This is a genomic window from Streptomyces sp. NPDC041135 (assembly GCF_055592085.1).
The window spans coordinates 472951-496441 of sequence record NZ_JBVIYZ010000004.1 but is presented as its reverse complement, the minus strand read 5'-3'; the positions used below and the strand labels follow the sequence as shown (position 1 = coordinate 496441).

The 23491-nt window shown below is 74.1% G+C and carries 25 protein-coding genes; 12 read left to right on the top strand and 13 right to left on the bottom strand.

Features of this window, described 5'->3' with window-relative positions; translation table 11 throughout:
* Positions 1 to 503: 503 nt before the first annotated feature.
* Both ACZ6CZ_RS13385 and ACZ6CZ_RS13380 read left to right on the top strand, forming a co-directional pair.
* The gene (locus ACZ6CZ_RS13385; protein WP_469019014.1) at positions 504 to 1637 is read left to right on the top strand and encodes a magnesium and cobalt transport protein CorA; all 1134 of its coding nucleotides are present in this window, start codon (positions 504 to 506) and stop codon (positions 1635 to 1637) included.
* Positions 1638 to 1660: 23 nt separating this feature from the next.
* Entirely contained in the window at positions 1661 to 2197 is a 537-nt protein-coding gene (locus ACZ6CZ_RS13380; RefSeq protein ID WP_469019011.1) for a hypothetical protein, read from the top strand.
* 21 nt (positions 2198 to 2218) lie between these two features.
* On the opposite strand, the gene ACZ6CZ_RS13375 is transcribed toward ACZ6CZ_RS13380, so the two are convergent.
* Positions 2219 to 2968, bottom strand: a complete 750-nt coding sequence (locus tag ACZ6CZ_RS13375) for a hypothetical protein (protein ID WP_469019009.1) — start codon at positions 2966 to 2968, stop codon at positions 2219 to 2221.
* A gap of 202 nt (positions 2969 to 3170) precedes the next feature.
* Between ACZ6CZ_RS13375 and ACZ6CZ_RS13370 the strand changes: the two genes are divergently transcribed.
* Genes ACZ6CZ_RS13370 through ACZ6CZ_RS13360 form a run of 3 tightly spaced genes read left to right on the top strand, consistent with a single transcriptional unit; the run spans position 3171 to position 6259 of the window.
* Positions 3171 to 4472, top strand: coding sequence for a magnesium transporter MgtE N-terminal domain-containing protein (locus ACZ6CZ_RS13370; protein WP_469019006.1), 1302 nt, complete (start codon positions 3171 to 3173; stop codon positions 4470 to 4472).
* Complete coding sequence (locus ACZ6CZ_RS13365) at positions 4462 to 5082, top strand: DUF1003 domain-containing protein (RefSeq protein WP_469019003.1); 621 nt, start codon at positions 4462 to 4464, stop codon at positions 5080 to 5082. The genes ACZ6CZ_RS13370 and ACZ6CZ_RS13365 overlap by 11 nt, the downstream gene beginning before the upstream one ends.
* 43 nt (positions 5083 to 5125) lie before the next feature.
* Positions 5126 to 6259, top strand: coding sequence for an Mrp/NBP35 family ATP-binding protein (locus ACZ6CZ_RS13360; protein ID WP_469019000.1), 1134 nt, complete (start codon positions 5126 to 5128; stop codon positions 6257 to 6259).
* Positions 6260 to 6353: 94 nt separating this feature from the next.
* Here the strand turns inward: ACZ6CZ_RS13360 and ACZ6CZ_RS13355 are convergent, their stop codons facing one another.
* From ACZ6CZ_RS13355 to sigE, 5 genes are all read right to left on the bottom strand, one after another.
* Positions 6354 to 7025, bottom strand: a complete 672-nt coding sequence (locus ACZ6CZ_RS13355) for a hypothetical protein (RefSeq protein ID WP_469018997.1) — start codon at positions 7023 to 7025, stop codon at positions 6354 to 6356.
* 256 nt (positions 7026 to 7281) lie between these two features.
* Complete coding sequence (locus ACZ6CZ_RS13350; RefSeq protein WP_469018994.1) at positions 7282 to 7716, bottom strand: sec-independent translocase; 435 nt, start codon at positions 7714 to 7716, stop codon at positions 7282 to 7284.
* Between the two features lie 182 nt (positions 7717 to 7898).
* The gene (locus tag ACZ6CZ_RS13345) at positions 7899 to 9551 is read right to left on the bottom strand and encodes a S1C family serine protease (RefSeq protein WP_469018991.1); all 1653 of its coding nucleotides are present in this window, start codon (positions 9549 to 9551) and stop codon (positions 7899 to 7901) included.
* A gap of 98 nt (positions 9552 to 9649) precedes the next feature.
* Positions 9650 to 10606 (bottom strand): zf-HC2 domain-containing protein, encoded by a 957-nt coding sequence (locus tag ACZ6CZ_RS13340; protein ID WP_469018988.1) that lies wholly within the window; start codon positions 10604 to 10606, stop codon positions 9650 to 9652.
* A complete protein-coding gene (sigE, locus tag ACZ6CZ_RS13335; protein WP_469019120.1) occupies positions 10603 to 11316 on the bottom strand; it encodes an RNA polymerase sigma factor SigE in 714 nt (237 codons plus the stop codon). The genes ACZ6CZ_RS13340 and sigE overlap by 4 nt, the downstream gene beginning before the upstream one ends.
* Before the next feature lie 234 nt (positions 11317 to 11550).
* Here sigE and ACZ6CZ_RS13330 point away from each other — a divergent pair, with 234 nt between their 5' ends.
* Positions 11551 to 12249: an O-methyltransferase gene (locus ACZ6CZ_RS13330; protein WP_469019118.1), complete on the top strand. Its 699-nt coding sequence runs from the start codon at positions 11551 to 11553 to the stop codon at positions 12247 to 12249.
* 129 nt (positions 12250 to 12378) lie between these two features.
* On the opposite strand, the gene ACZ6CZ_RS13325 is transcribed toward ACZ6CZ_RS13330, so the two are convergent.
* On the bottom strand, positions 12379 to 12546 hold the full coding sequence (locus ACZ6CZ_RS13325; protein ID WP_018544333.1) for a DUF3117 domain-containing protein: 168 nt from the start codon (positions 12544 to 12546) through the stop codon (positions 12379 to 12381).
* Between the two features lie 370 nt (positions 12547 to 12916).
* On the opposite strand from ACZ6CZ_RS13325, the gene chcB reads away from it, so the two are divergent.
* On the top strand, positions 12917 to 13720 hold the full coding sequence (chcB, locus tag ACZ6CZ_RS13320) for a 2-cyclohexenylcarbonyl CoA isomerase (protein ID WP_469018986.1): 804 nt from the start codon (positions 12917 to 12919) through the stop codon (positions 13718 to 13720).
* A gap of 4 nt (positions 13721 to 13724) precedes the next feature.
* Here the strand turns inward: chcB and ACZ6CZ_RS13315 are convergent, their stop codons facing one another.
* Positions 13725 to 14318, bottom strand: a complete 594-nt coding sequence (locus ACZ6CZ_RS13315; RefSeq protein ID WP_469018984.1) for a DNA-3-methyladenine glycosylase I — start codon at positions 14316 to 14318, stop codon at positions 13725 to 13727.
* Positions 14315 to 14683 carry a DivIVA domain-containing protein gene (locus tag ACZ6CZ_RS13310; RefSeq protein ID WP_469018983.1) on the bottom strand — a complete coding sequence of 123 codons (369 nt, stop codon included), beginning with the start codon at positions 14681 to 14683 and terminating at the stop codon, positions 14315 to 14317. The genes ACZ6CZ_RS13315 and ACZ6CZ_RS13310 overlap by 4 nt, the downstream gene beginning before the upstream one ends.
* Positions 14684 to 14808: 125 nt before the next feature.
* Here ACZ6CZ_RS13310 and folP point away from each other — a divergent pair, with 125 nt between their 5' ends.
* Positions 14809 to 15669: a dihydropteroate synthase gene (gene folP / locus ACZ6CZ_RS13305; protein WP_469018980.1), complete on the top strand. Its 861-nt coding sequence runs from the start codon at positions 14809 to 14811 to the stop codon at positions 15667 to 15669.
* A 60-nt stretch (positions 15670 to 15729) separates the two neighbouring features.
* Here the strand turns inward: folP and ACZ6CZ_RS13300 are convergent, their stop codons facing one another.
* A complete protein-coding gene (locus tag ACZ6CZ_RS13300) occupies positions 15730 to 16488 on the bottom strand; it encodes an LOG family protein (RefSeq protein WP_469018978.1) in 759 nt (252 codons plus the stop codon).
* 101 nt (positions 16489 to 16589) lie between these two features.
* On the bottom strand, positions 16590 to 17669 hold the full coding sequence (dapE, locus tag ACZ6CZ_RS13295) for a succinyl-diaminopimelate desuccinylase (protein WP_469018977.1): 1080 nt from the start codon (positions 17667 to 17669) through the stop codon (positions 16590 to 16592).
* 186 nt (positions 17670 to 17855) lie between these two features.
* Here dapE and ACZ6CZ_RS13290 point away from each other — a divergent pair, with 186 nt between their 5' ends.
* Positions 17856 to 18968, top strand: a complete 1113-nt coding sequence (locus ACZ6CZ_RS13290; protein ID WP_469018974.1) for a VldE C-terminal domain-containing protein — start codon at positions 17856 to 17858, stop codon at positions 18966 to 18968.
* A gap of 311 nt (positions 18969 to 19279) precedes the next feature.
* Positions 19280 to 19714 carry an ATP-binding protein gene (locus ACZ6CZ_RS13285; RefSeq protein ID WP_469018971.1) on the top strand — a complete coding sequence of 145 codons (435 nt, stop codon included), beginning with the start codon at positions 19280 to 19282 and terminating at the stop codon, positions 19712 to 19714.
* Positions 19715 to 19812: 98 nt separating this feature from the next.
* Here ACZ6CZ_RS13285 and ACZ6CZ_RS13280 read toward each other — a convergent pair whose 3' ends face one another.
* Positions 19813 to 20955 carry a bifunctional succinyldiaminopimelate transaminase/glutamate-prephenate aminotransferase gene (locus ACZ6CZ_RS13280; RefSeq protein ID WP_469018969.1) on the bottom strand — a complete coding sequence of 381 codons (1143 nt, stop codon included), beginning with the start codon at positions 20953 to 20955 and terminating at the stop codon, positions 19813 to 19815.
* Positions 20956 to 21070: 115 nt separating this feature from the next.
* Positions 21071 to 21391, bottom strand: coding sequence for a ferredoxin (gene fdxA / locus ACZ6CZ_RS13275; protein WP_007495984.1), 321 nt, complete (start codon positions 21389 to 21391; stop codon positions 21071 to 21073).
* 141 nt (positions 21392 to 21532) lie between these two features.
* On the opposite strand from fdxA, the gene ACZ6CZ_RS13270 reads away from it, so the two are divergent.
* Both ACZ6CZ_RS13270 and ACZ6CZ_RS13265 read left to right on the top strand, forming a co-directional pair.
* Positions 21533 to 22585 carry a GNAT family N-acetyltransferase gene (locus ACZ6CZ_RS13270; RefSeq protein WP_469018966.1) on the top strand — a complete coding sequence of 351 codons (1053 nt, stop codon included), beginning with the start codon at positions 21533 to 21535 and terminating at the stop codon, positions 22583 to 22585.
* A 29-nt stretch (positions 22586 to 22614) separates the two neighbouring features.
* Positions 22615 to 23490, top strand: coding sequence for a transglutaminase family protein (locus tag ACZ6CZ_RS13265; RefSeq protein WP_469018964.1), 876 nt, complete (start codon positions 22615 to 22617; stop codon positions 23488 to 23490).
* The last annotated feature ends 1 nt before the right edge of the window (position 23491 follow it).

The following is a 23491-nucleotide window of genomic DNA, read 5'->3' as shown; positions in this document are numbered from 1 at the left end:
TCGTCAGTACCGGGCAAAGCGGCGCCTTGACACTTCAGGCGACTGCTACTCTGAGCCGGTGGTTCGGGGCAAGGTGTAGCCGCCCTCAGGCCGTTGGGCACTGAGGACGCCACTGTCGGTCCCGACGCCGTTGAGACTCCCTTACGAGGGACCGGCCGGAGGAGGTGGGGCTGTCATGGATCGAAGTCGACCTGGCAGTACCACTCGCTCTTCCGGCTGCTGATGTCGTAACTGGCTCGCTGCCGCCTCTCACGTTCGCGTCGAGATCCTCGGGTATCGCGTCATCCGCGTCATTCGGAAGAGCACTCGTTTCGCTTCCCCTGATGTCTGATCTGGACCAGTAGCGAAACCGCCATCGCGACGGTGCGGTGCTCCCCGCTTTGTGGACGAGCCAAACCTCCTTCCCCGCCCCGGGGCGGAAGATCGTGCAGGACGTCCTCATTCCGGGCAGTTCCAGCCGTTGCCGGCGGCCTTTCGTTGCCCGCCCGCGAAGGAGCCTGCCCGTGTCGATGATCCGCGACCTGCGTGCCGCCGTCCGCCCCTCCCGCCCCTCGCTGCGCAAGAGCGGCCTGCGCCCGGACAACAGCGCCTACGACAGCACCCGCGACCCCGCCACCCCCTCCGCGGTCGTCGACTGCGCCGTCTACCGCGACGGCGCCCGGGTGGCGAGCGGCACGCCGCTGACCCCGCAGGAGGCGATGCGGCTGGTGCGCCGCGACGGCGGCTTCGTGTGGATCGGCCTGCACGAGCCGACCGAGGCCGAATTCGCCGGTATCGCCAGCGAGTTCGGACTGCACCCGCTGGCCGTGGAGGACGCGGTGCAGGCGCACCAGCGGCCCAAGCTGGAGCGGTACGACGACTCGCTGTTCACCGTCTTCAAGACCATCCACTACGTGGAGCACGACCGCCTCACCGCCAACAGCGAGGTCGTCGAGACCGGCGAGGTCATGTGCTTCACCGGCCGGGACTTCTTCATCACCGTCCGGCACGGCGGCCAGGGCTCGCTGCGGACGCTGCGCCACCGCCTCCAGGACGACCCGGAGCTGCTCGCCAAGGGCCCTTCGGCCGTGCTGCACGCCATCGCCGACCACGTCGTCGACGGTTACATCGCGGTCGCGGACGCCGTGCAGGACGACATCGACGAGGTGGAGACCGAGGTGTTCTCGCCGGGCCGCCGGGGCGGTGTCTCGCGCGGTGTGGACTCGGCGCGGATCTACCAGCTCAAGCGCGAGGTGCTGGAGTTCAAGCGGGCGGTGTCGCCGCTGCTGCGGCCCATGCAGCTGCTGAGCGAGCGGCCGATGCGGCTGATCGATCCCGACATCCAGAAGTACTTCCGCGACGTCGCCGACCACCTCGCCCGGGTCCAGGAGCAGGTGCTGGGCTTCGACGAACTGCTCAACTCCATCCTCCAGGCCAATCTGGCGCAGGCGTCCGTCGCGCAGAACGAGGACATGCGCAAGATCACCGCCTGGGCCGCGATCATCGCCGTACCGACGATGGTGTGCGGGGTGTACGGCATGAACTTCACGTACATGCCCGAGCTGCACTGGAAGTACGGCTACCCGGTGATCATGGGCGTCACGGTGTGCATCTGTCTGGGCATCCACCGCACGCTGAAGCGCAACGGCTGGCTCTGAGGCCGCCTGGATAGGGTGGGCCCATGACAAGCGAGCTGCTGGAGCGGGCCCTCGTCGAGGAGGCCACGAAGAAGTCGGGCCTCATCTGGGTCGAGGCCGCCGCGGCCCCGGGCGCGCGTGCGCTGTGGCACGTGTGGCACGACGGCGCGGCGTGCCTGGTCGGTGACGGGCCGGGCGAGCAGCCGCTGACCGGGCTGGTGGACGGCGGCCGGGCCGAGGTGACCGTCCGCAGCAAGGACAAGGGCGGCCGGCTGGTGACCTGGACCGCGACCGTGTCCGAGGCGGCCGCCGGCTCGCCCGAGTGGGAGGCGGCGGTGGCCGAGCTGAAGGGCAAACGGCTCAACGCCCCCGACGGCGAGGCGATGACGCAGCGCTGGGCGCGGGAGTGCCGGGTGCTGCGGCTGGTGCCGACCGGTGCCGCGCTGCCGCTGCCCTCCGGCAGCCTCGCCCGCCCGCCCGCGCCGTCCCCGGCGACCACCCGGGAGCCGGTGCCGGCCGGGCTGCCGCGGCTGCTGGCGAAGCGCCGCAAGCGCGGGCAGCCGCCCGCCCCGCAGCGCTGAGGGACCCCGCCGGCAGCGGCGCTACGACGTCGGCAGCTGCTTGCCGTAGTCGACCGTCTCGGACCGGGCGGGCTCGGCGACGGTGAAGTCCTCGCCCCAGTCGGAGAAGGCCAGCGTGCCCGCCCCGCCGCCGCGGACCAGGCGCAGCGGATACGGCCGGCCCTCCAGGGAGACGTCCAGCGTGCCGCCGGAGCCCTTGTCGCCGGTGATGCGGATGGTGCGGGTACCGGACTGGTCGTGGTGGCCGTCCGTGGCCAGCGTGCCGTGCAGCGTCAGCAGACCGTCGAGGAGGACGTCCTTGTCCGTGAAGCCACTGAACTTCTTGTACGCCGGGTCGGCCTGCGGCACCTTCACGTACTTGCCGTCGAGCTTGCCCCCGGCCGCCGTGTCCTTGCCGCTGCCGGCGCCCTGGTTCCAGAAGTCGGCGTCGGCCTTCAGATACAGCTGCTCACCCACCCGCAGCAGCCGGAAGGTCGCACCCCTGGACGTCACCGACCCGGACCCGCCGTCGTCCTTGAGCCGCATGTCGAGCCGGTACGTGCGCCCGCCGCTGACCACGGTCCCCGACAGCCGCACCGCCGACGCCGAGTCCGCCGCCGCCCGGGTCTTCGACTGGATCCGCGCGGGCGCCAGCTTGCCCACCCCGTTCGTGCCCGCGTCCGGATCGTCTCCGCCGCACCCCGCGAGCGCCGCCGCCCCTGTCACGGCCAGTGCGCAGGTCGCGGTCACCAGCGTGGCACTACGGGAACGGCCCTGGGGAGTCGCAGTCACCGGTGGGGCTGCCTTTCTGACGGGTCCTGAACGGCGTACGGCAGCGTACCGGGGCGACCCGGTGGGAGCGGAGCCGGACCGTCCGGACCGCCCGCCCAGGCACGGCCGATCGGTACGGGCTAGCCTGAAGCCCACCCCAGCGGGCCATTCGGAACACATGAGTGCGGTAACCGAGCAGGTCACAGGTAAAGGAAGCACAGCCATGGCAGCCGGCGCCCCCCGGGTCTTCGTCTCGCACCTCGCCGGGGTCCCCGTCTTCGACCCGAGCGGCGACCAGGTGGGCCGCGTGCGGGACCTGGTCGTCATGCTGCGCGTCGGGCGGCGGCCCCCGCGGCTGCTCGGACTGGTCGTCGAGCTGTCCACCCGGCGCCGCATCTTCCTGCCCATGACCCGGGTGACCGGCGTCGAGTCCGGCCAGGTCATCACCACCGGGGTGCTCAACGTCCGCCGCTTCGAGGCGCGGCCCACCGAACGCCTGGTCTTCGGTGAGCTGCTGGACCGGCGCGTCACGCTCGTCGAGACCGGCGAGGAGGTCACCGTGCTGGACCTGTCGGTGCAGCAGCTGCCCGCCCGCCGGGACTGGGAGATCGACCGGGTCTTCGTGCGCAAGGGCAGGAAGGGCGGCGCCTTCCGGCGGGCCAGGGGCGAGACGCTGACCGTGGAGTGGTCGGCGGTCACCGGGTTCTCGCTGGAGGAGCACGGGCAGGGCGCCGAGAGCCTGCTCGCCACCTTCGAGCAGCTGCGCCCGGCCGACCTGGCCAACGTCCTGCACCACCTTTCCGCCAAGCGCCGCGCCGAGGTCGCCGCCGCCCTCGACGACGACCGGCTCGCCGACGTCCTGGAGGAGCTGCCGGAGGACGACCAGATCGAGATCCTCGGCAAGCTCAAGGAGGAGCGCGCGGCCGACGTCCTGGAGGCGATGGACCCCGACGACGCCGCCGACCTGCTCGGCGAGCTGCCGGAGGCGGACAAGGAGCGGCTGCTGAGCCTGATGCAGCCCGCGGACGCGGCCGAGATGCGGCGGCTGATGTCCTACGAGGAGCACACCGCCGGCGGTCTGATGACGACCGAGCCGATCGTGCTGCGCCCGGACGCGACCGTCGCCGACGCCCTGGCCCGGGTCCGCAACCCCGACCTGTCCCCGGCCCTCGCCGCGCAGGTCTACGTCTGCCGCCCGCCCGACGAGACGCCGACCGGCAAGTACCTCGGGACGGTGCACTTCCAGCGGCTGCTGCGCGACCCGCCGTACACCCTGGTCAGCTCGCTCGTCGACGACGATCTGCAACCCCTCGCCCCGGGCGCGAACCTGCCGCTCATCGCCGGGTTCTTCGCCACCTACGACATGGTGGCGGCGCCGGTGGTCGACGAGGCCGGGTCGCTGGTGGGCGCGGTCACCGTGGACGACGTCCTCGACCACATGCTGCCCGACGACTGGCGGGAGACCGAGTTCCACCTGGACGGGACCGGGGACGCGGCCGCCGGGGAGGGTCTCCATGGCTCCTGAGCGCGAGAGCGGCCGCGAACGCACCCCGGCGGGCGCCACGGCCGCCGCCCGGCCCCGCGTGCCCCGCCTCGACCAGCCGCGCCCGCCCCGGCGCCGGCTGGTGCCCGAGTGGGACCCGGAGGCCTTCGGGCGGCTGTCGGAGCGGATCGCCCGTTTCCTGGGCACCGGCCGGTTCATCGTCTGGATGACGATCGTGATCATCGCGTGGGTGGTGTGGAACATCGCCGCACCCCGCCACCTGCGCTTCGACCAGTACCCGTTCATCTTCCTGACCCTGATGCTGTCCCTCCAGGCCTCCTACGCGGCCCCGCTGATCCTGCTCGCGCAGAACCGGCAGGACGACCGCGACCGGGTCAACCTGGAGCAGGACCGCAAGCAGAACGAGCGGTCGATCGCGGACACCGAGTACCTGACCCGGGAGGTGGCGGCGCTGCGCATGGGCCTGGGCGAGGTGGCGACCCGCGACTGGATCCGCTCCGAGCTTCAGGACCTGGTGAAGGAGCTGGAGGACAGACGGCGCCACGACGGGCACGTCAGGGTCGCGGCGGAGCGGACGGAACGGGCAGAGCGCCCGCAACCGCCTCCGGGACGTGACGCAGACGACCGCTGAGGGGCTACCCGGAGGTGGCCGCGGGCGCCGTACCATCGTCCTTATGGTTACGGAAGACGCGGTGCGCGACGCGCTGGCGACGGTGAACGACCCCGAGATCAACCGACCCATCACCGAACTGGGGATGGTCAAGTCGGTGGAGATCGGCGCGGACGGGGCGGTCGCGGTCACCGTGTACCTGACGGTCTCCGGCTGCCCCATGCGGGAGACGATCACGCAACGGGTGACCGAGGCGGTCTCCGGCGTCGAGGGCGTCACCGGGGTCGGCGTCACGCTCGACGTGATGAGCGACGAGCAGCGCAAGGAGCTGGCGACCGCCCTGCGCGGCGGCCAGACCGAGCGCGAGGTCCCCTTCGCCAAGCCCGGCAGCCTCACCCGGGTCTACGCGGTCGCCTCCGGCAAGGGCGGCGTCGGCAAGTCCTCGGTGACGGTGAACCTGGCGGCGGCGATGGCGGCGGACGGCCTGAAGGTCGGTGTCGTCGACGCCGACATCTACGGCCACTCGGTGCCCCGGATGCTGGGCGCCGACGGCCGTCCGACCCAGGTCGAGAACATGATCATGCCGCCGTCGGCGAACGGCGTGAAGGTCATCTCCATCGGCATGTTCACCCCGGGCAACGCCCCGGTCGTCTGGCGCGGCCCGATGCTGCACCGCGCCCTCCAGCAGTTCCTGGCGGACGTCTACTGGGGCGACCTCGACGTGCTGCTGCTGGACCTGCCGCCCGGCACCGGTGACATCGCGATCTCGGTGGCCCAGCTGGTGCCGAACGCCGAGATCCTCGTCGTGACGACGCCGCAGCAGGCCGCCGCGGAGGTCGCCGAGCGCGCGGGCTCCATCGCCGTGCAGACCCACCAGAAGATCGTCGGCGTGGTCGAGAACATGTCCGGCCTGCCCTGCCCGCACTGCGGCGAGATGGTCGACGTCTTCGGCACCGGCGGCGGCCAGACCGTGGCGGACGGCCTGACCCGGACGACCGGCGCGAGCGTTCCGGTCCTCGGCAGCATCCCGATCGACGTCCGGCTGCGCGAGGGCGGCGACGAGGGCAGGCCCGTGGTCCTGTCCGACCCCGAGTCCCCGGCGGGCGCGGCGCTGCGGGCCATCGCGGGCAAGCTGGGCGGCCGCCAGCGGGGCCTGTCCGGCCTGTCCCTGGGAATCACCCCGCGCAACAAGTTCTGACCCCGCACGCCAGGACAGGGCCTGTCCGTTCGGGTGCGACGAAGGGGCGCCGGTTCCCACCGGCGCCCCTTCCGCGTCTCCGCGCCCGCCCGGGTCAGGCGTAGGCGCCGATGTCCTTGACCGTCGCGAAGCCGAGCCCGTACGCGCTCATGCCGCGCCCGTAGGCGCCCAGGTGCACGCCCCCCTCGGTGGAGCCGGCGAGCACCCACCCGAACTCGGACTCCCGGTAGTGGAACGGCACCGGGACCCCGTCCACCGGCAGGGACAGCGTCGACCACTCCGGCCCGGCCAGGTCGTCGGCCAGCGCCCACGCCGTCTCGGTCTGCTGGTCCAGCCAGTCGTCGCGCAGGCTGTGGTCCATCTGGCCGGGCCAGGTGAAGGACAGCAGCCCCACGCCCGCCAGCCAGGCCGCCGAGGACACCGACGTGGCCTCCAGCACGCCCGTGCCGTCGGCGCTGCGCCGAACGGGGTTGGCCGCGACGGTGACGACCACAGCGAACTTCTCCCGGGCGTCGTTCGCGGCCCCGGCGACGTGCTCGTTGCGCACGGAGGGCTCGTCACCGTGCCCGATCGACCCGTGCTCGACGGCACCGTCCGCCGCCGTACCGACCTGCATCAGCCAGCGCGGGCCCGTGAAGGCCTCGTCGAGGCCGTACCAGGGGAAGGGCGCCTCGAGGTAACCGTCGACCGCGCGCCGGGCGGAGGGGTCCTGCGGTCCGCCCTCCGCGGCCGACGCCTGTGCGCCCACCCGACTTGTCGTCTCCATCTGCCCGGACGCCTCCTCGCTCTCGTCGGACCGGGGCGGCCCGCCCCCCTTCGGGCGTACTCGCCCGGTCCGCACAACAACTCGGCAGCATATCCACACCGCCGGGAGCGGCAGGGAAAGCGCCCGGCGGGTGGGTCGCGCGGAGGACCGTTCAGGCCGTGCGCAGCACGTATGGCGCTATGACATACGTCACGTGCGCGGGGTGGGGCGTCGGCAGTGGCCCGGACGGAGGTACGCGGGCGGCGGGCCGGACGGACTAGGTCGCGTCCGCGTCGAAGGCCGGGCTCTCGATCGCGCTCTGGGGCTTCTTGGTCATGTCGACGGCGGCGCCGGACGGGGCGGCTGACGAGGCGGCGGAGTCCGCGGCGGCGCCGCTCTGGATCGCCTCCGTGACCTCGGCCATCTCCTTCTTCAGGTCGAAGCCGTTGCGGATCTCCTTCAGCCCCAGGTCGTCGCTGTCCAGCTGCTTGCGCAGGAACGTCTTGGGGTTGAGGTCCTCGAACTCGAAGTTCTTGAACTCCGGACCCAGCTCGCTGCGGATGTCCTCCTTGGCGCTCTCCGAGAACTCCCGGATCTTCCGGATCGTGCGCATCACGTCCTGGATGACATTGGGAAGCTTGTCCGGACCGAAGACGAGCACGCCGAGCACGACGATCGTCACCAGCTCGGGTAGTCCTATGTCATTGAACACCTGAAGCTCCTTGCGATGTCCTCGGTCGCTCAACGGTACCCGGCGCACCCGTGCGACCGGTACCGCCCCAAGGTGTCCGAGTGGGTACGGGGCGTGCTTTTTCGCGTTGTTTGCCATGGGGGGCCCGGCGCGGGGCCCCGCCCTGTGAGCTATCCGTCAGTCCGGTCCGGGCCCGGACCGGTTCAGTCCCGGTCCGAGAAGCCCAGCACCAGCGAGACGTGGCGCCGTGCGCCGTCGCGCTCCACGGTCAGGGCCAGCCGGTCGCCGGGGCGGCGGGCGCGGGTGCGGACGATCAGTTCCTGCCCGGAGTGCACCGGCCGGCCGTCGACCTCGGTGATGACGTCGCCCGCCTCCAGGCCCGCCCGGTCGCCGGGGCCGCCCCGGGTGACGGAGGGCCGGCCGGCGCTGCCGCCGCCGATGCGGGCGCCGTCGCCGGAGTAGTCCATGTCGAGGGTGACGCCGATGACCGGGTGGGTCGCCCGGCCGGTGTTGATCAGCTCCTCGGCGACCCGCCTGGCCTGGTTGACCGGGATCGCGAAGCCGAGCCCTATCGAGCCGGACTGGCCGCTCTCCGTGCCGGTGGCGCCGCCCGCGGAGCGGATCGCGGAGTTGATCCCGATGACGCGGGCCCGGGTGTCGAGCAGCGGGCCGCCGGAGTTGCCCGGGTTGATGGGCGCGTCGGTCTGGAGGGCGTCCACGTATGACACGTCGCCGGCGTCGCCCTCCGCGCCGCCCGCCGTGATGGGCCGGTCCTTGGCGCTGATGATGCCGGAGGTGACGGTGTCGGCCAGGTCGAAGGGCGCGCCGATGGCGACCACCGGGTCGCCGACCTGGACGTTGTCGGAGTTGCCGAGCGGCAGCGGGGTCAGCCCGTGGACACCGCTCACCTGGACGACGGCGAGGTCGTAGCCGCTGTCCCGGCCGACCACCTCCGCGGTGGCGGTGTCACCGCTGCTGAACGCCACCGTGATCCGGCCGCCTCCCGCCGCGGCGGCGACGACGTGGTTGTTGGTGAGGATGTGGCCGCGGGTGTCGAGGACGAAGCCGGTGCCGGTGTCCTGCTCGTCGGCGCCGCTCACGTGCAGCGTGACGACGCTGGGCAGGGCCTTCGCGGCGATCCCGGCAACGCTGTCCGGCGCCCGTCCGGAGGGCTCCTTCCCGGCCTGTGGCAGGTGGACCTCGGCCAGCCCGCCGGTGCGCTCCAGCCAGGCGCCGACCACGCCGCCCACGCCGCCCGAGACGAGCGCCAGCACCAGGGCGCCGCCCGCCAGGGCCCGCACGGCCCGGCGGCGCCGCTGAGGCGGGGTGAGGACGGCCGCACCGGTCTGCTGGAAGGGGGCGTGCACCGGACCGGGCGCGGGGGCCGGGGCCGGGGCCGCCCAGGGGTCGTAACGCTGCCAGGGGGCCGCCGGCGGGGCTGCGGCGGCGGGAGGGGTGGCGGGGGCCGGTGCCTCGGGCGCGGGGCCCGGGACGGCCGGGTGCGCCGGTGTCTGCGCGAGGGGCGGCGCCGGTGCCGGTGCTTCGGAGGACGGGCCCGGGATCGAGGTGCCGCGGGCCGGAGTGGCCTGGGCGGCCGCCGGGTGCTGGACCGGCGGGGCGGACGCCCAGGGGCCCGGCTCGCCGTAGGGCGGGGTGCTGTAGGGATCGGGGGCGTGCAGCGGACGGGGACGCTCGGCGGACGGCACGGTGCCGGCGCCCTCCGCGGGCGTGCGGGCAGCGGTGGCCGGCCGCGCCAGCTCGAAGTCGCCCTCCGGGCCGGCGGGCCGCGGCGGCCGTCCGTCCCCGTCCGGTGCCTCGCCCGTCTGCGCCGGTCCCGGCGGGTTCCCCTCGTTCATACGCTCCCCACAGCTGGCCGGGCCCTCGCGCCCGGGTCCCGGCCCGGGCGCGCCTCACAGGATTCAACCAGGTTCGGGCGCCGCGGGGCAGCGGGCGCTCAGGGGGTGGCGGAGGAAGCCGCGGAGCCGGACGCCGTGTCGGGCAGGGCGGTGGACAGCGGGGCGGGGCCGCGCACCTCGGGGGCCGTGGAGTAGGAGGTCAGGGCGAACGGCGAGGTGGCGGTCAGCGGAGGTATGAGCGGGGACATGACGGCCGCGCCGGCCGTCACCGGTGCCGTCAGCCCGCGCACGGGATCGGGGCCGGCCGGGGGCGGCATGCCGGGCAGCAGCGGCGCGGACACCGAGGTCGGCGCCACCGGGGCCGCGCCGAGCAGCGTGTCCTGGGCGAGCAGCGGTCCGCCGGAGCGGCGGCGCTGGGTCGCGGACGTCGCCGCCGGGCCGGTGCCCGCCGGGCCGCTCGGCGTCACGTTGCTGCCCGCGCCCGCACCGCCGCGCGCGTCCGGGCCCGCGGCGCCCGGCATACCGGTGGTCACGCCGCCGAGGGCGACGGCCGCCAGCGACACCGCGCCCGCGGCGACGAACGCGAACCGCATCCCGCGCGAGGCGGGGCGGTCGGCGTCCGGGCGCCCGACGGCGTGGATGCGGAAACCGCGGTCGTGGGGCACGGCCGGGGTGTGCGGGCGGGCGGGGACGTAACCGAACTCGAAGCGCTCCTCGCGTCCCGCGCCGAAGACCCCGGCGCCGGGGCCCCGGCCGGACAGCCCCGCGCCGCCGGGCGCCGGGCCGGTGCCCTCGAAGCCGCCTCCGCCGGGCAGGCCCTGGAGGCGGGCCAGGAAGCTCTCCGAGGGCGGCGGCGGGGCCGCCTCGGCGAAGACGTTCTTCAGCCGGCGCTGGGCGTCCGCCTCCGCCCGGCACCTGGCGCAGGTGGCCAGGTGGGCGAGGACCCGCTCGCGCGACTCGTGACCCAGTTCTCCGTCCACCAGGGCGGAGAGGCGGTCTCCCAGATGCTCCTCTGCCAGTTGCTTCTCGGCAGGTTCAGGCCATGATCGGCTCACGCGGTCGCGCCCCCTCCTCCCAGAGCGGGGACACGGGGGACGAAGGAGCGCCGCTCGGCGGCGCGCGCCTCGGGCGAGCGGTGGGCGAGGGCCTTGCGGAGCTGGGAGCGGCCGCGGTGGATACGGGAGCGGACCGTGCCGAGCTTCACGCCCAGGGTCGCGGCGATCTCCTCGTAGGACAGTCCTTCGATGTCGCACAGGACGACCGCGGCGCGGAACTCGGGCGCGAGGGTGTCGAGGGCCTGCTGGACGTCCGCGTCGAAGTGGGCGTCGTTGAACAACTGCTGCGGGTTCGGCTCCCTGCTGGGCAGCCGCTCGGCCGCGTCCTCGCCGAGGGCGTCGAAGCGGATGCGCTGCCTGCGCCGGACCATGTCCAGGAACAGGTTGGTGGTGATGCGGTGCAGCCAGCCCTCGAAGGTGCCCGGCGTGTACGTCGACAGCGAGCGGAAGACGCGGACGAAGACCTCCTGGGTGAGGTCCTCGGCGTCGTGCTGGTTGCCCGTCAGCCGGTAGGCGAGCCGGTAGACCCGGCCGCTGTGCGTGCTGACGATCTCCTCCCAGGTGGGCGGAGTCCACGCCTGCCCGTCCGCGTCGGTGGCGAAGGTCGCGGTCTGGGCGTCGCCTGCGGCAGGCTCCGCGGCGTGGTGGTCAGCAGCGGTGTCGTTCACGGATCTCGGCCTGCCTGCCGATCCGAGGAAGCGCCGCAGCACTCCTCCCCGATCCACGGGCGCGGCCGCACCTCCCCTGTCGGCTCTGGTGGTGTCCAGCGGAGCCCCTACCATAGCCACCTCGCCCGTTAGCTCCGGATAAGCGGTTTTACGAGAATTTGATCGCCACCTGGACGGCTCGTCCGGCCCGATCGGCACCTGCTCGGCGTCCTGATCCACCCCTCGCCCCCCGTCGCGTCGCCGGCCGTCCCTGCAACCCTTTTAACGCCCGGTCCCATCTGCGGGTTCCCGACGGCAACGGATACAGTCACGCCCAGGCAACCATGGGGACAGGAGAGGGTCATTACCGGCAACCGGCAGACGAGCTGGGCGTTCGCCGACGCCTTTGTCGCCGAGGACGAAGCGCTGCACTGGGCCCGTGACCGGGCCCGTGAGGCAGGGCTGCGCTCGGTGTCGCCCGGCACGGGCGCCGCGCTGCGGGTGCTCGCCGCGTCCGTGGACGCGAAGGCGGTCGCCGAGATCGGTACCGGCTGCGGGGTGTCCGGGATCCACCTGCTGCACGGGATGCGCCCGGACGGGGTGCTCACGACCGTCGACCCGGAGCCCGAGCACCAGCAGTCCGCCCGGCAGGCCTTCCGTGCCTGCGGCTTCGCCAGCAACCGGGCCCGCTTCATCCCGGGCCGCGCCCTGGACGTGCTGCCCCGCCTCGCGGACGCCGGGTACGACCTCGTCTTCTGCGACGGGGACCGCCAGGAGTACTCGGACTACCTCGCTGAATCGTTGCGGCTGCTGCGGCCGGGCGGTGTGGTGGTCTTCGAGGGCGTCTTCGCCAACGGCCGCACGGTCGACTCGGGACCGCAGCCGACGGAGGTGCTGCGGCTGCGGGAGCTGCTGCGCACCGTCCGGGAGAGCCAGGAACTGGTGACCTCGCTGCTACCGGTGGGCGACGGCCTGCTCTGCGCCGTCAAGCGCTGATCCCGCCCGGCACCCTTCACCCCCGCGTCCCCCTCACCTGCCGCCGCGGGCCGCCGTCGCCGGGAACGCGGCTGCCCCGGTACCGCGAGCGGTACCGGGGCAGCCGGACGGACAAGGGTCGCGTGCGCGTCAGACGACGACCTTCTTGAGGGCGTCCCCAAGCGCCTCGGCCTCGTCGGGGGTCAGCTCGACGACGAGTCGACCGCCGCCTTCGAGCGGAACGCGCATGACGATGCCCCGCCCCTCCTTGGTCACCTCGAGCGGGCCATCACCCGTTCGCGGCTTCATGGCCGCCATGCTCGTTCCCCTTCCTGAAACCAGCTCATCGTCTGCCGACGGCCCAGAAAGGGCACGCGCATCCTGGCGGGACGCACGACACCGGCATCGAACACATTGCTTCCAAGCCATTATCCCGCATCTCAGGACCCGATGACCAACATCAGTCGGCATCGCTTGGGCAACGCGCGCGAGCAAAACCACTCAATTCGGGGATGTGACTGCGATACTTCGCCGCCGCACGGTCCCCGGCCGCCCGGGCGCCCGCCGTAATTGTTTGACGCAGGTCACACGTCCGGTGCGGCCCGCGACCGGTGATCTCCGCCATGCTGTCCCTCGGACCAGGCGTACCGAGCGGTACGCCGCAGCCGCGAACCGGAGGGGATGCGCCATGGCCGACACCGTGCTCTACGAGGTGAGCGACGGGCTCGCGACGATCACGCTGAATCGCCCCGAGGCGATGAACGCGCTGAACATCGCGGCCAAGGAAGCCCTGCGCGAGGCGGCGCGGGAGGCGGCCGGGGACGGGTCCGTACGGGCGATCCTGCTCACCGCGGCCGGGGAGCGGGCGTTCTGCGTGGGCCAGGACCTCAAGGAGCACATCGGGCTGCTGGCCGCCGACCGGGAGACGGGGTCGGGGCGGACCATGACCACGGTCAGGGAGCACTACAACCCGATCGTGACCGCGCTGGCGGAGGCGCCGAAGCCGGTGGTCGCCGCGGTGAACGGCGTCGCGGCCGGGGCGGGCTTCGGCTTCGCGCTCGCCGCGGACTACCGGGTGGTCGCGGACACCGCCGCCTTCAACACCTCGTTCGCCGGGGTGGCGCTGACCGCCGACTCCGGCATCTCCTGGACGCTGCCCCGGGTGGTCGGTCCGGGTCGCGCCGCCGACCTGCTGCTCTTCCCGCGCGGCATCAGCGCCCAGGAGGCCCTGGAGCTGGGCATCGCCAACCGGGTGGTGCCGGCCGCCGAGCTGCGGGCGGAGGCCGAGAAGGTGGCGCGGGCGCTGGCCGAGGGCCCGACGGTGGCGTACGCGGCGCTCAAGGAGGCGGTGGCCTTCGGCCTGACGCACTCCCTCGGGGAGACGCTGGAGAAGGAGGACGAACTCCAGACGCGCGCGGGCGCCTCCGAGGACCACGCGATCGCCGTCCAGGCCTTCGTCGACAAGCAGAAGCCGGTGTACCTGGGCCGCTGAGCCCTCAGGCCGGGCGCGGGCCGGTCCGGGCGACGCACCCTTCCAGGTGGTCGTCGACCAGCCCGCACGCCTGCATCAGCGCGTACGCCGTCGTCGGGCCGACGAAGCGCAGGCCGCGCTTCTTCAGCGCCTTCGACAGCGCCGTCGACTCCGGGGTGATCGCGGGCACGTCCGCGAGGGTCCTGGGGACCGGGCGGCCGGCCGGGTCGGGGGCGTGGGACCAGATCAGGGTGTCCAGCTCGCCCGGGGCCCACTCGGCGAGCACGCGCGCGTTGGCGAGGGTCGCGTCGATCTTGGCGCGGTTGCGGATGATGCCGGTGTCGGCCAGCAGGCGGTCGCGGTCGGTCTCGGTGAAGGCCGCGACCTTCTCGACGCGGAAGCCGGCGAAGGCGGCCCGGAAGCCCGGGCGGCGGCGCAGGATCGTGATCCAGGACAGGCCCGACTGGAACGCCTCCAGGCTGAGCCGCTCGAACAGCGCGTCGTCGCCGTGGACCGGGCGGCCCCACTCCTGGTCGTGGTAGGTCACGTAGTCCTCGGTGGACAGCGCCCAGGGGCAGCGGCGCACCCCGTCGGGCCCGGCGAGGGCGGCGCCGCTCAACTCCGCTCCTCCGGCGCCGGCCGGTCGAACCGGTCGGACCGCTCGGTGCGGGCCTGCACGGCGGCCCGGGCGCCGGCCAGCGCGGACTCCAGGTCGGCGATGCGGGCGTCCCGCTCGGCGAGTTCGGCGGCGACCCGGCCGAGCGCGTCGTCGACGTCCGCCATGCGGTAGCCGCGGACGGTGACCGGGAAGCGCAGGCTCTCCACGTCCGCCCGGCCCACCGGCCGGTCGGGCGGCAGCGGGTCGTGCAGCCGCTCGGGCGCCGCCTCCGGCAGCGGGCCGCTCTCGCCGCCGCCCAGCACCGCGAGTGTCACCGCGGCGACGACGACGACGAGCGCGACGACCAGGAACAAGAACATGACCATCGCTGGGTCCCCACGCTCGGTACTGCTCGTTGGCAAGGTGTGCGGGTCCGATCGTGCCATGCGGATGGGACAGTTAGGGTCGCAGGCGGTCGATGCGGCGGACGCACTAGGAGAGGTCACAGGGGATGCTCAGGCTGGGACGGCGGGAATTCGGGCCGCACGAGCCGGTGATCATGGCGATCGTGAACCGGACCCCCGACTCCTTCTACGACCGGGGAGCCACCTTCCGTGACGAACCGGCGCTCGCGCGCGTGGAGCAGGCCGTGGCCGAGGGCGCCGCGATCATCGACATCGGCGGGGTGAAGGCCGGGCCGGGCGAGGAGGTCACCGCCGAGGAGGAGGCCCGCCGCACGGTCGGGTTCGTCGCCGAGGTGCGGCGGCGGTTCCCCGAGGTGGTCATCAGCGTGGACACCTGGCGGGCCGAGGTGGGCGAGGCGGTCTGCGAGGCCGGGGCCGACCTGCTGAACGACGCGTGGGGCGGCGTCGACCCGGGACTTGCGGAGGTCGCCGCGCGGTACGGGGCGGGGCTGGTGTGCACGCACGCGGGGGGCGCGCAGCCGCGTACCCGGCCGCACCGGGTGGCCTACGACGACGTCGTGGCGGACATCCTGCGGGTGACCCTGGGGCTGGCCGAGCGGGCCGTGGCGCTGGGGGTGCCGCGGGAGTCGGTGCTGATCGACCCCGGGCACGACTTCGGCAAGAACACCCGGCACAGCCTGGAGGCGACGCGGCGGCTCGGCGAGATGACCGCCACGGGCTGGCCGGTGCTGGTGTCGCTGTCCAACAAGGACTTCGTGGGCGAGACGCTGGACCGGCCGGTCACGGAGCGGCTCGTCGGGACGCTGGCGACGACCGCGGTGTCGGCCTGGCTGGGCGCCCAGGTGTACCGGGTGCACGAGGTGGCCGAGACCCGGCAGGTGCTCGACATGGTGGCCTCCATCGCCGGGCACCGGCCGCCCGCGGTCGCCCGCCGGGGACTGGCGTAGGGCCGGCCCCCGGCCCCGGCCCCGGCCCCGGGCTCGCCGCCCGGGGGGGGCGGGGCGGTCCTACCGGCCGGCCTCCTTCGACACCAGGGCCACCGCCTCGTCGACCTCGTCGGTGACGTGGAAGAGCAGCAGGTCCTTCTCCGCGGCCTTGCCCTGGGCGATCAGGGTGTCCTTCAGCCAGGAGATGAGGCCGCCCCAGTACTCGGTGCCGAACAGGACGATGGGGAAGCGGGTGACCTTCTGGGTCTGGACGAGGGTGAGCGCCTCGAAGAGTTCGTCGAGGGTGCCGAGCCCGCCGGGCAGGACCACGAAGCCCTGCGCGTACTTCACGAACATCATCTTGCGGACGAAGAAGTACCGGAAGTTCAGCCCGATGTCGACGTACTGGTTGAGGCCCTGCTCGAACGGCAGTTCGATGCCGAGGCCGACCGACGTGCCGCCCGCCTCGCAGGCGCCCTTGTTGGCCGCCTCCATGGCGCCGGGACCGCCGCCGGTGATCACCGCGAAGCCCGCCTCGACCAGACCCCGGCCCAGGCGCACCCCGGCGTCGTACTCGGGCGAGTCCACCGGTGTCCGCGCGGACCCGAACACGCTGATCGCGGGCGGAAGTTCGGCCAGGGTGCCGAAGCCCTCGATGAACTCCGACTGGATGCGCAGGACCCGCCAGGGGTCGGTGTGCACCCAGTCGGTGGGGGCGCGCTCGTCCAGCAGACGCTGGTCGGTCGTGCTCTTCGTCACCTGTCCGCGTCGCCGGAGGACCGGCCCCAGGCGCTGCTCCTCCGGCGGCTGCTTCTTGCCCTCGGGGTTCCCGGTAGCCATGTGCGCTCCCTCCGCTTGCCGACGTTCCGTCTCAGCGTAGATCTACGCGGGTTACGGCGGGGGGACGTCGGCGTGTCCGCCGTGCGGCGCCGGGCGGTTCCTCACCGGGTGAGCCAGGCGCGCAGCCGCTCCTCGCCCGCCAGGATCTTCGCCGTGTCGACGCGTTCGTCCCGCTTGTGGGCCAAGTGCGGGTTGCCGGGGCCATAGTTGACCGCCGGGATGCCGAGGGCGGAGAAACGGGAGACGTCCGTCCAGCCGTACTTGGGCCGCGGGGTGCCGCCGACCGCCTCGGTGAAGGCGGCCGCGGCCGGGTGGGAGAGGCCGGGCAGGGCGGCACCGCTGTGGTCGTCCACGACGAACTCCGCGACCCCGCAGTCCGCGAAGACCTCGCGCACGTGGGCGATCGCCTCCTCCTCGCTGCGGTCGGGCGCGTAGCGGAAGTTGACGGTGACGACGCACTCGTCGGGGATGACGTTGCCGGCCACGCCGCCGGAGATGCCCACCGCGTTCAGGCCCTCGCGGTACTCCAGGCCGTCGATGACCGGGTAGCGGGGCTCGTAGGCCGCCAGGCGGGCCAGGATCGGGGCGGCGGCGTGGATCGCGTTGGCGCCCATCCAGCCGCGTGCCGAGTGGGCCCGCTCGCCCGCCGTCCTCAGCAGCACGCGCAGGGTGCCCTGGCAGCCACCCTCGACCTCGCCGTCGGAGGGCTCCAGCAGGACCGCGAAGTCGCCCTCCAGCCACTCCGGGTGCGCCTCGGAGACGTGCTTGAGGCCGTTGAGGTCGGCGGCGACCTCCTCGTTGTCGTAGAAGACGAAGGTCAGGTCGCGGTTGGGTGCCGGGACCGTGGCGGCGATGCGCAGCTGGACCGCGACGCCCGACTTCATGTCGCAGGTGCCGCAGCCCCACAGCACGCCGTCGTCGTCGAGGCGGGAGGGCACGTTGCCGGCGATCGGGACGGTGTCGATGTGGCCGGCCAGGATCACGCGCTCCGCGCGACCGAGCCGGGTGCGGGCGATCACGTTGTTGCCGTACCGGTCGACGGTGAGGTGCGGCAGGGCGCGCAGCGCGTCCTCGATCGCGTCCGCGAGCGGCTTCTCGGTGCCGCTCTCGGAGCGGAAGTCGACGAGCCGGGCGGTCAGCGCGGCGGCGTCCAGCGTGAGGTCAAGCGAGGTGTCGGCCATGGCCACGACCCTAGGCCCTGTCGCCACATTCCCGTCTGCCCCGCCCTCCGGGCGGACGACGGGAATGTGACGACAGGACCTAGCGCCGTGACCGGGACGGTTCACCGGCGAAGGTGCTCGGCCGGCCGGGGTGGGCACCGGCGGTCCCCGCACCGCCCGCCGGGCGGGCTCCAGTACCTTGTACGCGTGTCAGAGCCGACCACCCTCCCTCCCAGGCGTCGCGGCCGCATCACGCGGTTCGCCGCGGCCCTGCTGGTCCTGTGCGCCGTCGCCGGCTATCTCGTGGTGCAGTACCTCACCGGCGGCGCCGGTCCGCACGGCTGCGAGGTGGTCTCGGGGACCGCGGACGGGGAGTCGTACGAGTTCACGCCCGAGCAGGCGGTGAACGCCGCGACGATCGCCGCCGTCGGCACCGGGCGGGGCATGCCGCAGCGGGCGGTGACCATCGCGCTGGCGACCGCGCTCCAGGAGTCGGGGCTGCGCAACATCGGGCACGGCGACCGGGACTCGCTGGGGCTGTTCCAGCAGCGGCCGTCCCAGGGCTGGGGCACCGCGCGGCAGATCATGGACCCGGCGTACGCGGCAGGCATCTTCTACGCGCACCTGGCCGAGGTGCCCGACTACCCGCGGCTGCCGCTGACCGTGGCGGCGCAGCGGGTACAGCGCAGCGGCTACCCGGAGGCGTACGCCAAGCACGAGGCGGACGCCGCACTGCTGTCGGCGGCGCTGACCGGGCACGCGGCGGCCACCCTCAGCTGTGACGGGCGGCCGGCCACCACGAGCACCGCCACCGCCGCGGCCGCGGGCGCGGCCGCCGGGGGCCCGGCGACCGGTCCGGACGCGGTGCGGGCGGCGCTGGTGCGGGACTTCGGCCGGGACGCGCTCCAGGAGACCGGCGCGGTGGTGGGCGGCACCCGGGTGGCGTCGCCGTCGCCGTCCCCGAGCGTGACCGCCACGGCGCGCGGCCGGACGGTGACCGTGCCGGTGTCCCCGGGCGGGCGGCGGGACGCGGCGGGGCGCCCGGAGCGGCAGCGGGGCTGGCAGCTGGCGCACTGGGCGGTCGCCAACGCCTCGGCGCTGCAGATCCGGCGCGTGTCGTACGCCGGGCGGGTGTGGGAGGCCGGCAGCACCCTCGGCCGGTGGCGGGCGGCCGGCCCGGCCGACGCCTCCGCGACGGGGAACGCCCCGGACCCGGGGAACGCCTCGGAGAAGGGGGACGCCGGGGACGCGCGGAACCCCGGGCGCGCCGGGGGCGGTGCGGCCTCCCTGGACGCCGTGCGGATCGTGACCGGGCAGTAGTTCGGGCCGTCACCCGGCCGGGTCACCCGGGCAGCGACGCGGCGCCGGTGCGCACGGGGGCGCGCACGGTCGTCCCGGGGCGGCGGGGAACCCTTGGGAACACCGGGGCGGAAGGATTCGGCAGGGACCCGGACCGGACTCGGACCGAACGCCGTTTGCCCGTTTTTATCCACACCTGATAATGCGATGCGTTATCAATTCTTTACCCGGGCGGTCCGCAACCTTCGCGGGGTTCGAGCGGTAGTCAGGGCGTCCGAGGCCGGACGATCACCTCGGACGACTTCCTCGTATCTCCCGTCGAATGGAGCATCATGTCCCTCCCCCTGACCCGCCGGATCGCCCGTGCCGCGCTGCTCGTCGCAGCGGGAGCGGCCGCCGGGGTCGGTGTGGCCGGCTCCGCCAGCGCGGCCCCGAACCTGCCCGCCGCCACCCCCGACCTCGGCGGGCTGACCGCCCTGGACGGGGCGAGCGTCGCCAACAGCACCGACGGCGCCACCCAGCACGTCACCGGGCTCGCGGGCGACGCGGCCGGCAAGGCCGTCAAGCAGGCGGTGCCGGCCGCGGGCAGGGTCGGCGGCAAGGCCGTGAAGACGGCGGCGCCCGCCGCGCAGAAGACCGCGGGCGACGTGGCCGGCACCGCCGGGACCGTGCTGGGCGGCACCGCCTCCACCGCGACCAAGGGCGGCCTGCCCACGTCGTCGCTGCCCGCGTCGTCGCTGCCCACCCGCGGCCTGCCGATCGGCTAGGCACGGCAACCGCGCGCACGGCGACGGGGCACAGGTCTCCTCCTGGGCCCCGTCGCCGTGTCCGCGTGCCGGGCGCCACCCGGCGCCCGGCGTCCGCCTCAGCCCGCCAGCCGCTGAACCGCGGCCCGCACCCGTTCGTCCGTCGCGGTGAACGCCACCCGGACGAACCTCTCCCCCGCCGGGCCGTAGAAGTCCCCCGGGGCCACCAGGACGCCCCGCTCGGCGAGGTGGGCGACCGTGGTCCAGCAGGGCTCGTCGCGGGTGGCCCAGAGGTACAGGCTGGCCTCGCTGTGCTCGATGCGGAAGCCGTGGGCCAGCAGGGCGTCGCGCAGGGCCGTACGCCGGGCGGCGTAGCGCTCGCGCTGCTCGTGCACGTGGGCGTCGTCGCCGAGGGCCGCCACGGTCGCCGCCTGGGTCGGCGCGGAGGTCATCAGGCCGCCGTGCTTGCGGATCTCCAGCAGCGGGCCGAGGACCGCCGGGTCACCGGCCAGGAAGGCCGCGCGGTAGCCCGCCAGGTTGGACCGCTTGGAGAGCGAGTGCAGCGCCAGGATGCCGTCGTAGGAGCCGCCGTTGACGTCCGGGTGGAGCACCGAGACCGGGTCCGCCTCCCAGCCCAGCTCCAGGTAGCACTCGTCGGAGGCGAGCAGCACGCCGTGCGCGCGGGCCCAGGCGACGATCTCCGTCAGCTCCCGCTTGTCCAGCACCTTGCCCGTGGGGTTGGAGGGCGAGTTCAGCCAGAGCAGCTTGAGCCCGGCCGGGTCCAGCCGGGTCGGGTCGTCGTAGGCCTCGTGCTCGGCGCCGGCCAGCCGGGCACCGACCTCGTACGTCGGGTAGGCCAGCCGCGGGAAGGCCACCCGGTCGTCCGGGCCCAGGCCCAGCTGGGTGGGCAGCCAGGCGACCAGTTCCTTGGAGCCGACCACCGGCAGCACGTGGTGGTGGGTGACCCCGCGCGCGCCCAGGCGGCGCTCCAGCCAGCCGGTGATCGCGTTCCGCAGTGCCGGCGTGCCCCAGACCGTCGGGTAGCCCGGCGAGTCGGCCGCGGCCACCAGGGCCTTCTGGATCAGGTCGGGCACCGGGTCGACCGGGGTGCCGACGGACAGGTCGACGATGCCGCCGGGGTGGGCCGCGGCCGTCTCCTTGTACGGGGCGAGCCTGTCCCACGGGAAGACCGGGAGGCGGTCGTGGGGCGACTGCGCGGACGGGCGGCCGGCTGCGGGCGGAGGGCCGGGAACTGCGGACACGGGATCTGGCTCACTTTCTCGTACGGACGCCAAACGCCTCGGTCCCGCACGGCCGTCGAGCAGGAACTGGCCGTACGGGACCGAGGCGGCACGGTGGTGCGGGCCGCTTGCGCGATTACTCGGCCTGCGGCGGCAGCGCGGCGACGAAGGGGTGGTCGCGCTCGATCAGCCCCAGCTTGCTGGCACCGCCCGGGGAGCCGAGTTCGTCGAAGAACTCGACGTTGGCCTTGTAGTAGTCCTTCCACTCCTCGGGAGTGTCGTCCTCGTAGAAGATCGCCTCGACCGGGCACACCGGTTCACAGGCTCCACAGTCGACGCATTCGTCCGGGTGGATGTACAAGGACCGCTGGCCCTCGTAGATGCAGTCGACCGGGCACTCCTCGATGCACGCCTTGTCCTTGACGTCGACACAAGGCTGCGCGATGACGTAGGTCACGCTGTCGTTCCTCCTCGATAGGGCGCTGGCGGGCCTCCACAGGCTCCGCCGCCTGGCGCGCGGGAGCGCGGCGTCGTCGATGCCCGCCACCTAGTATCTCCGTTCCGGGGCACGATCCGAACAGGAGGGGTGAACTGACCTGTGGAAATCTCGGCGGCCGGACGTCTCGAGGTCCGTATCACCACCGCTGACGTGGGCAAACGGGTCTCGGTACGGCGTTTGACCGAACCTGGGGCGGTACCCGAGAAGTTCACCGACACGGTGGGTGTTCTCACATCATGGGACAAGGGCGTGCTCATGATCACACGACGGGACGGCCAGGCCGTCCGGATCCCGGAATCGGCGCTGGTCGCGGGCAAGGTGGTACCGGCCGCACCGGCGCGCCGCCGGGGTCCCGCCGCCTCCTACCCGGAGCTGGCACGGGTGGCCGCGCGGGCGTGGCAACCGGTGGAGCGGGAGCGGCTGGGCGAGTGGGAGCTGCGGGCGGCCGGCGGGTTCACGCGCCGGGCCAACAGCGTGCTGCCGCTCGGCGATCCCGGCCTGCCGCTGGACGAGGCCCTCACCGCCGTACGGCGGTGGTACGGCGAGCGCGGGCTGCCCGCCTACGTGCAGACCGCCACCGGCGCCGCCGGCACCCAGGAGCTGCTGTGCGCGGAGCTGGAGCGGCGCGGCTGGGTCCGGGAGGTGACCGCCGAGCTGTGGACCGGCGAGGCGGCGCCGGTCGCGGACCGGGCCGAGCCGGCCGGGGTGGTGCTGTCCCGGCGGGCGGACGAGGCGTGGCTGGCCCGCTACCGGCGCGCCGGGGCCGGCGAGGTGGCCCTGCGGGTACTCGGGTCGGGCCCGCCCGGCACCGGTGACGCCGCGGGAGCGGCGGGGCCGTCGGTGTGGTTCGCGGCCGTGCCCGGGCCGGCCGGTGCCGCGCCCCTGGCGATCGGGCGGTGTGCCGTGGACGGGCGGTGGGCGGGGTTCGCCGCCGTCGAGGTGGACCCGGCCGCCCGGCGCCGGGGCCTGGCGACGCGGGTGATGGCCGCGCTGGCCCGGCGGGCGCTGGAGGAGGGCGCCTCGGCGGCCTGGCTGCAGGTCGAGAGCGACAACGAGGCGGCGCGGGCGCTGTACGCCGCACTGGGCTTCGCCGTCCACCACACGTACCACCACTACCGCGAGCCGGACGCCCCCGGCGCCGGCCGGCCGTAGGAACCGAAGGGGAAGGGCAGGAGCCAGCGATGCGACACCCCCTCCTTCCGCCTCCGTACCCGCCGCCGCCGGACCGGTCCGCCGAGCTGCGGCGCCGCTTCGCCGAGGAGGCGCGGTCCGGGCGGCCCGACCTGTCGGCGCTGTGCCTGCTGATCGGCGCCGCGGCGGACGGCTCCCTGGACGAGGCCGGTCTGGACGCGGCCCAGCAGGAGCTGGACGAGCTGGCCGGGCAGCTGCCGTACCGGCCGGGCGGGCCCCGGGAGTGGGCCGCGGCGGCGGGCCGGCTGCTGGGCGGGCGCCACGGGTTCGCCGGGTCGGCCGGGGACTACCAGCGGCTGGAGTCCTCGCTGCTGCACGAGGTGCTGCGGCGGCGGCGCGGGCTGCCGATCCTGCTGTCGGTGGTGTGGATGGAGGTGACGCGCCGGGCCGGGGCCCCGGTGTACGGGGTCGCGCTGCCCGGGCACTTCGTGGTCGGGTTCGGGGCGGCGACGGCGGACGGCGGGCAGGTGCTGGCCGACCCGTTCGACGGGGGCCGGGTGCTCACCGGGGCCGACGCCGAGCTGCTGGTGGCGGGGGCCACGGGGACGCCGTTGCAGCCGTCGATGCTGGTGCCCGCCGAGCCCCTGGAGCTGGTGCAGCGCATCCTGAACAACATCCGGGCCTGGGCGGCGGCCCGGCCCGAGCGCTCCGACGTGGCCCTGTGGGCCGTGGACCTGGCGCTGCTGCTGCCCTCCCACCCGGCCAGGCTGCGCTACGACCGGGCCCAGCTGCTCGTGCAGCGCGGCGAGTTCACCGCCGGCGCCGACGAACTGAGCGCCTACGCCGAGCTGCTGGGCGCGGTGGACCCGGACGCCGCCGAGCGGGTGCGCCTGCAGGCGCTGGCGGCCCGCTCCCGGCTCAACTGAC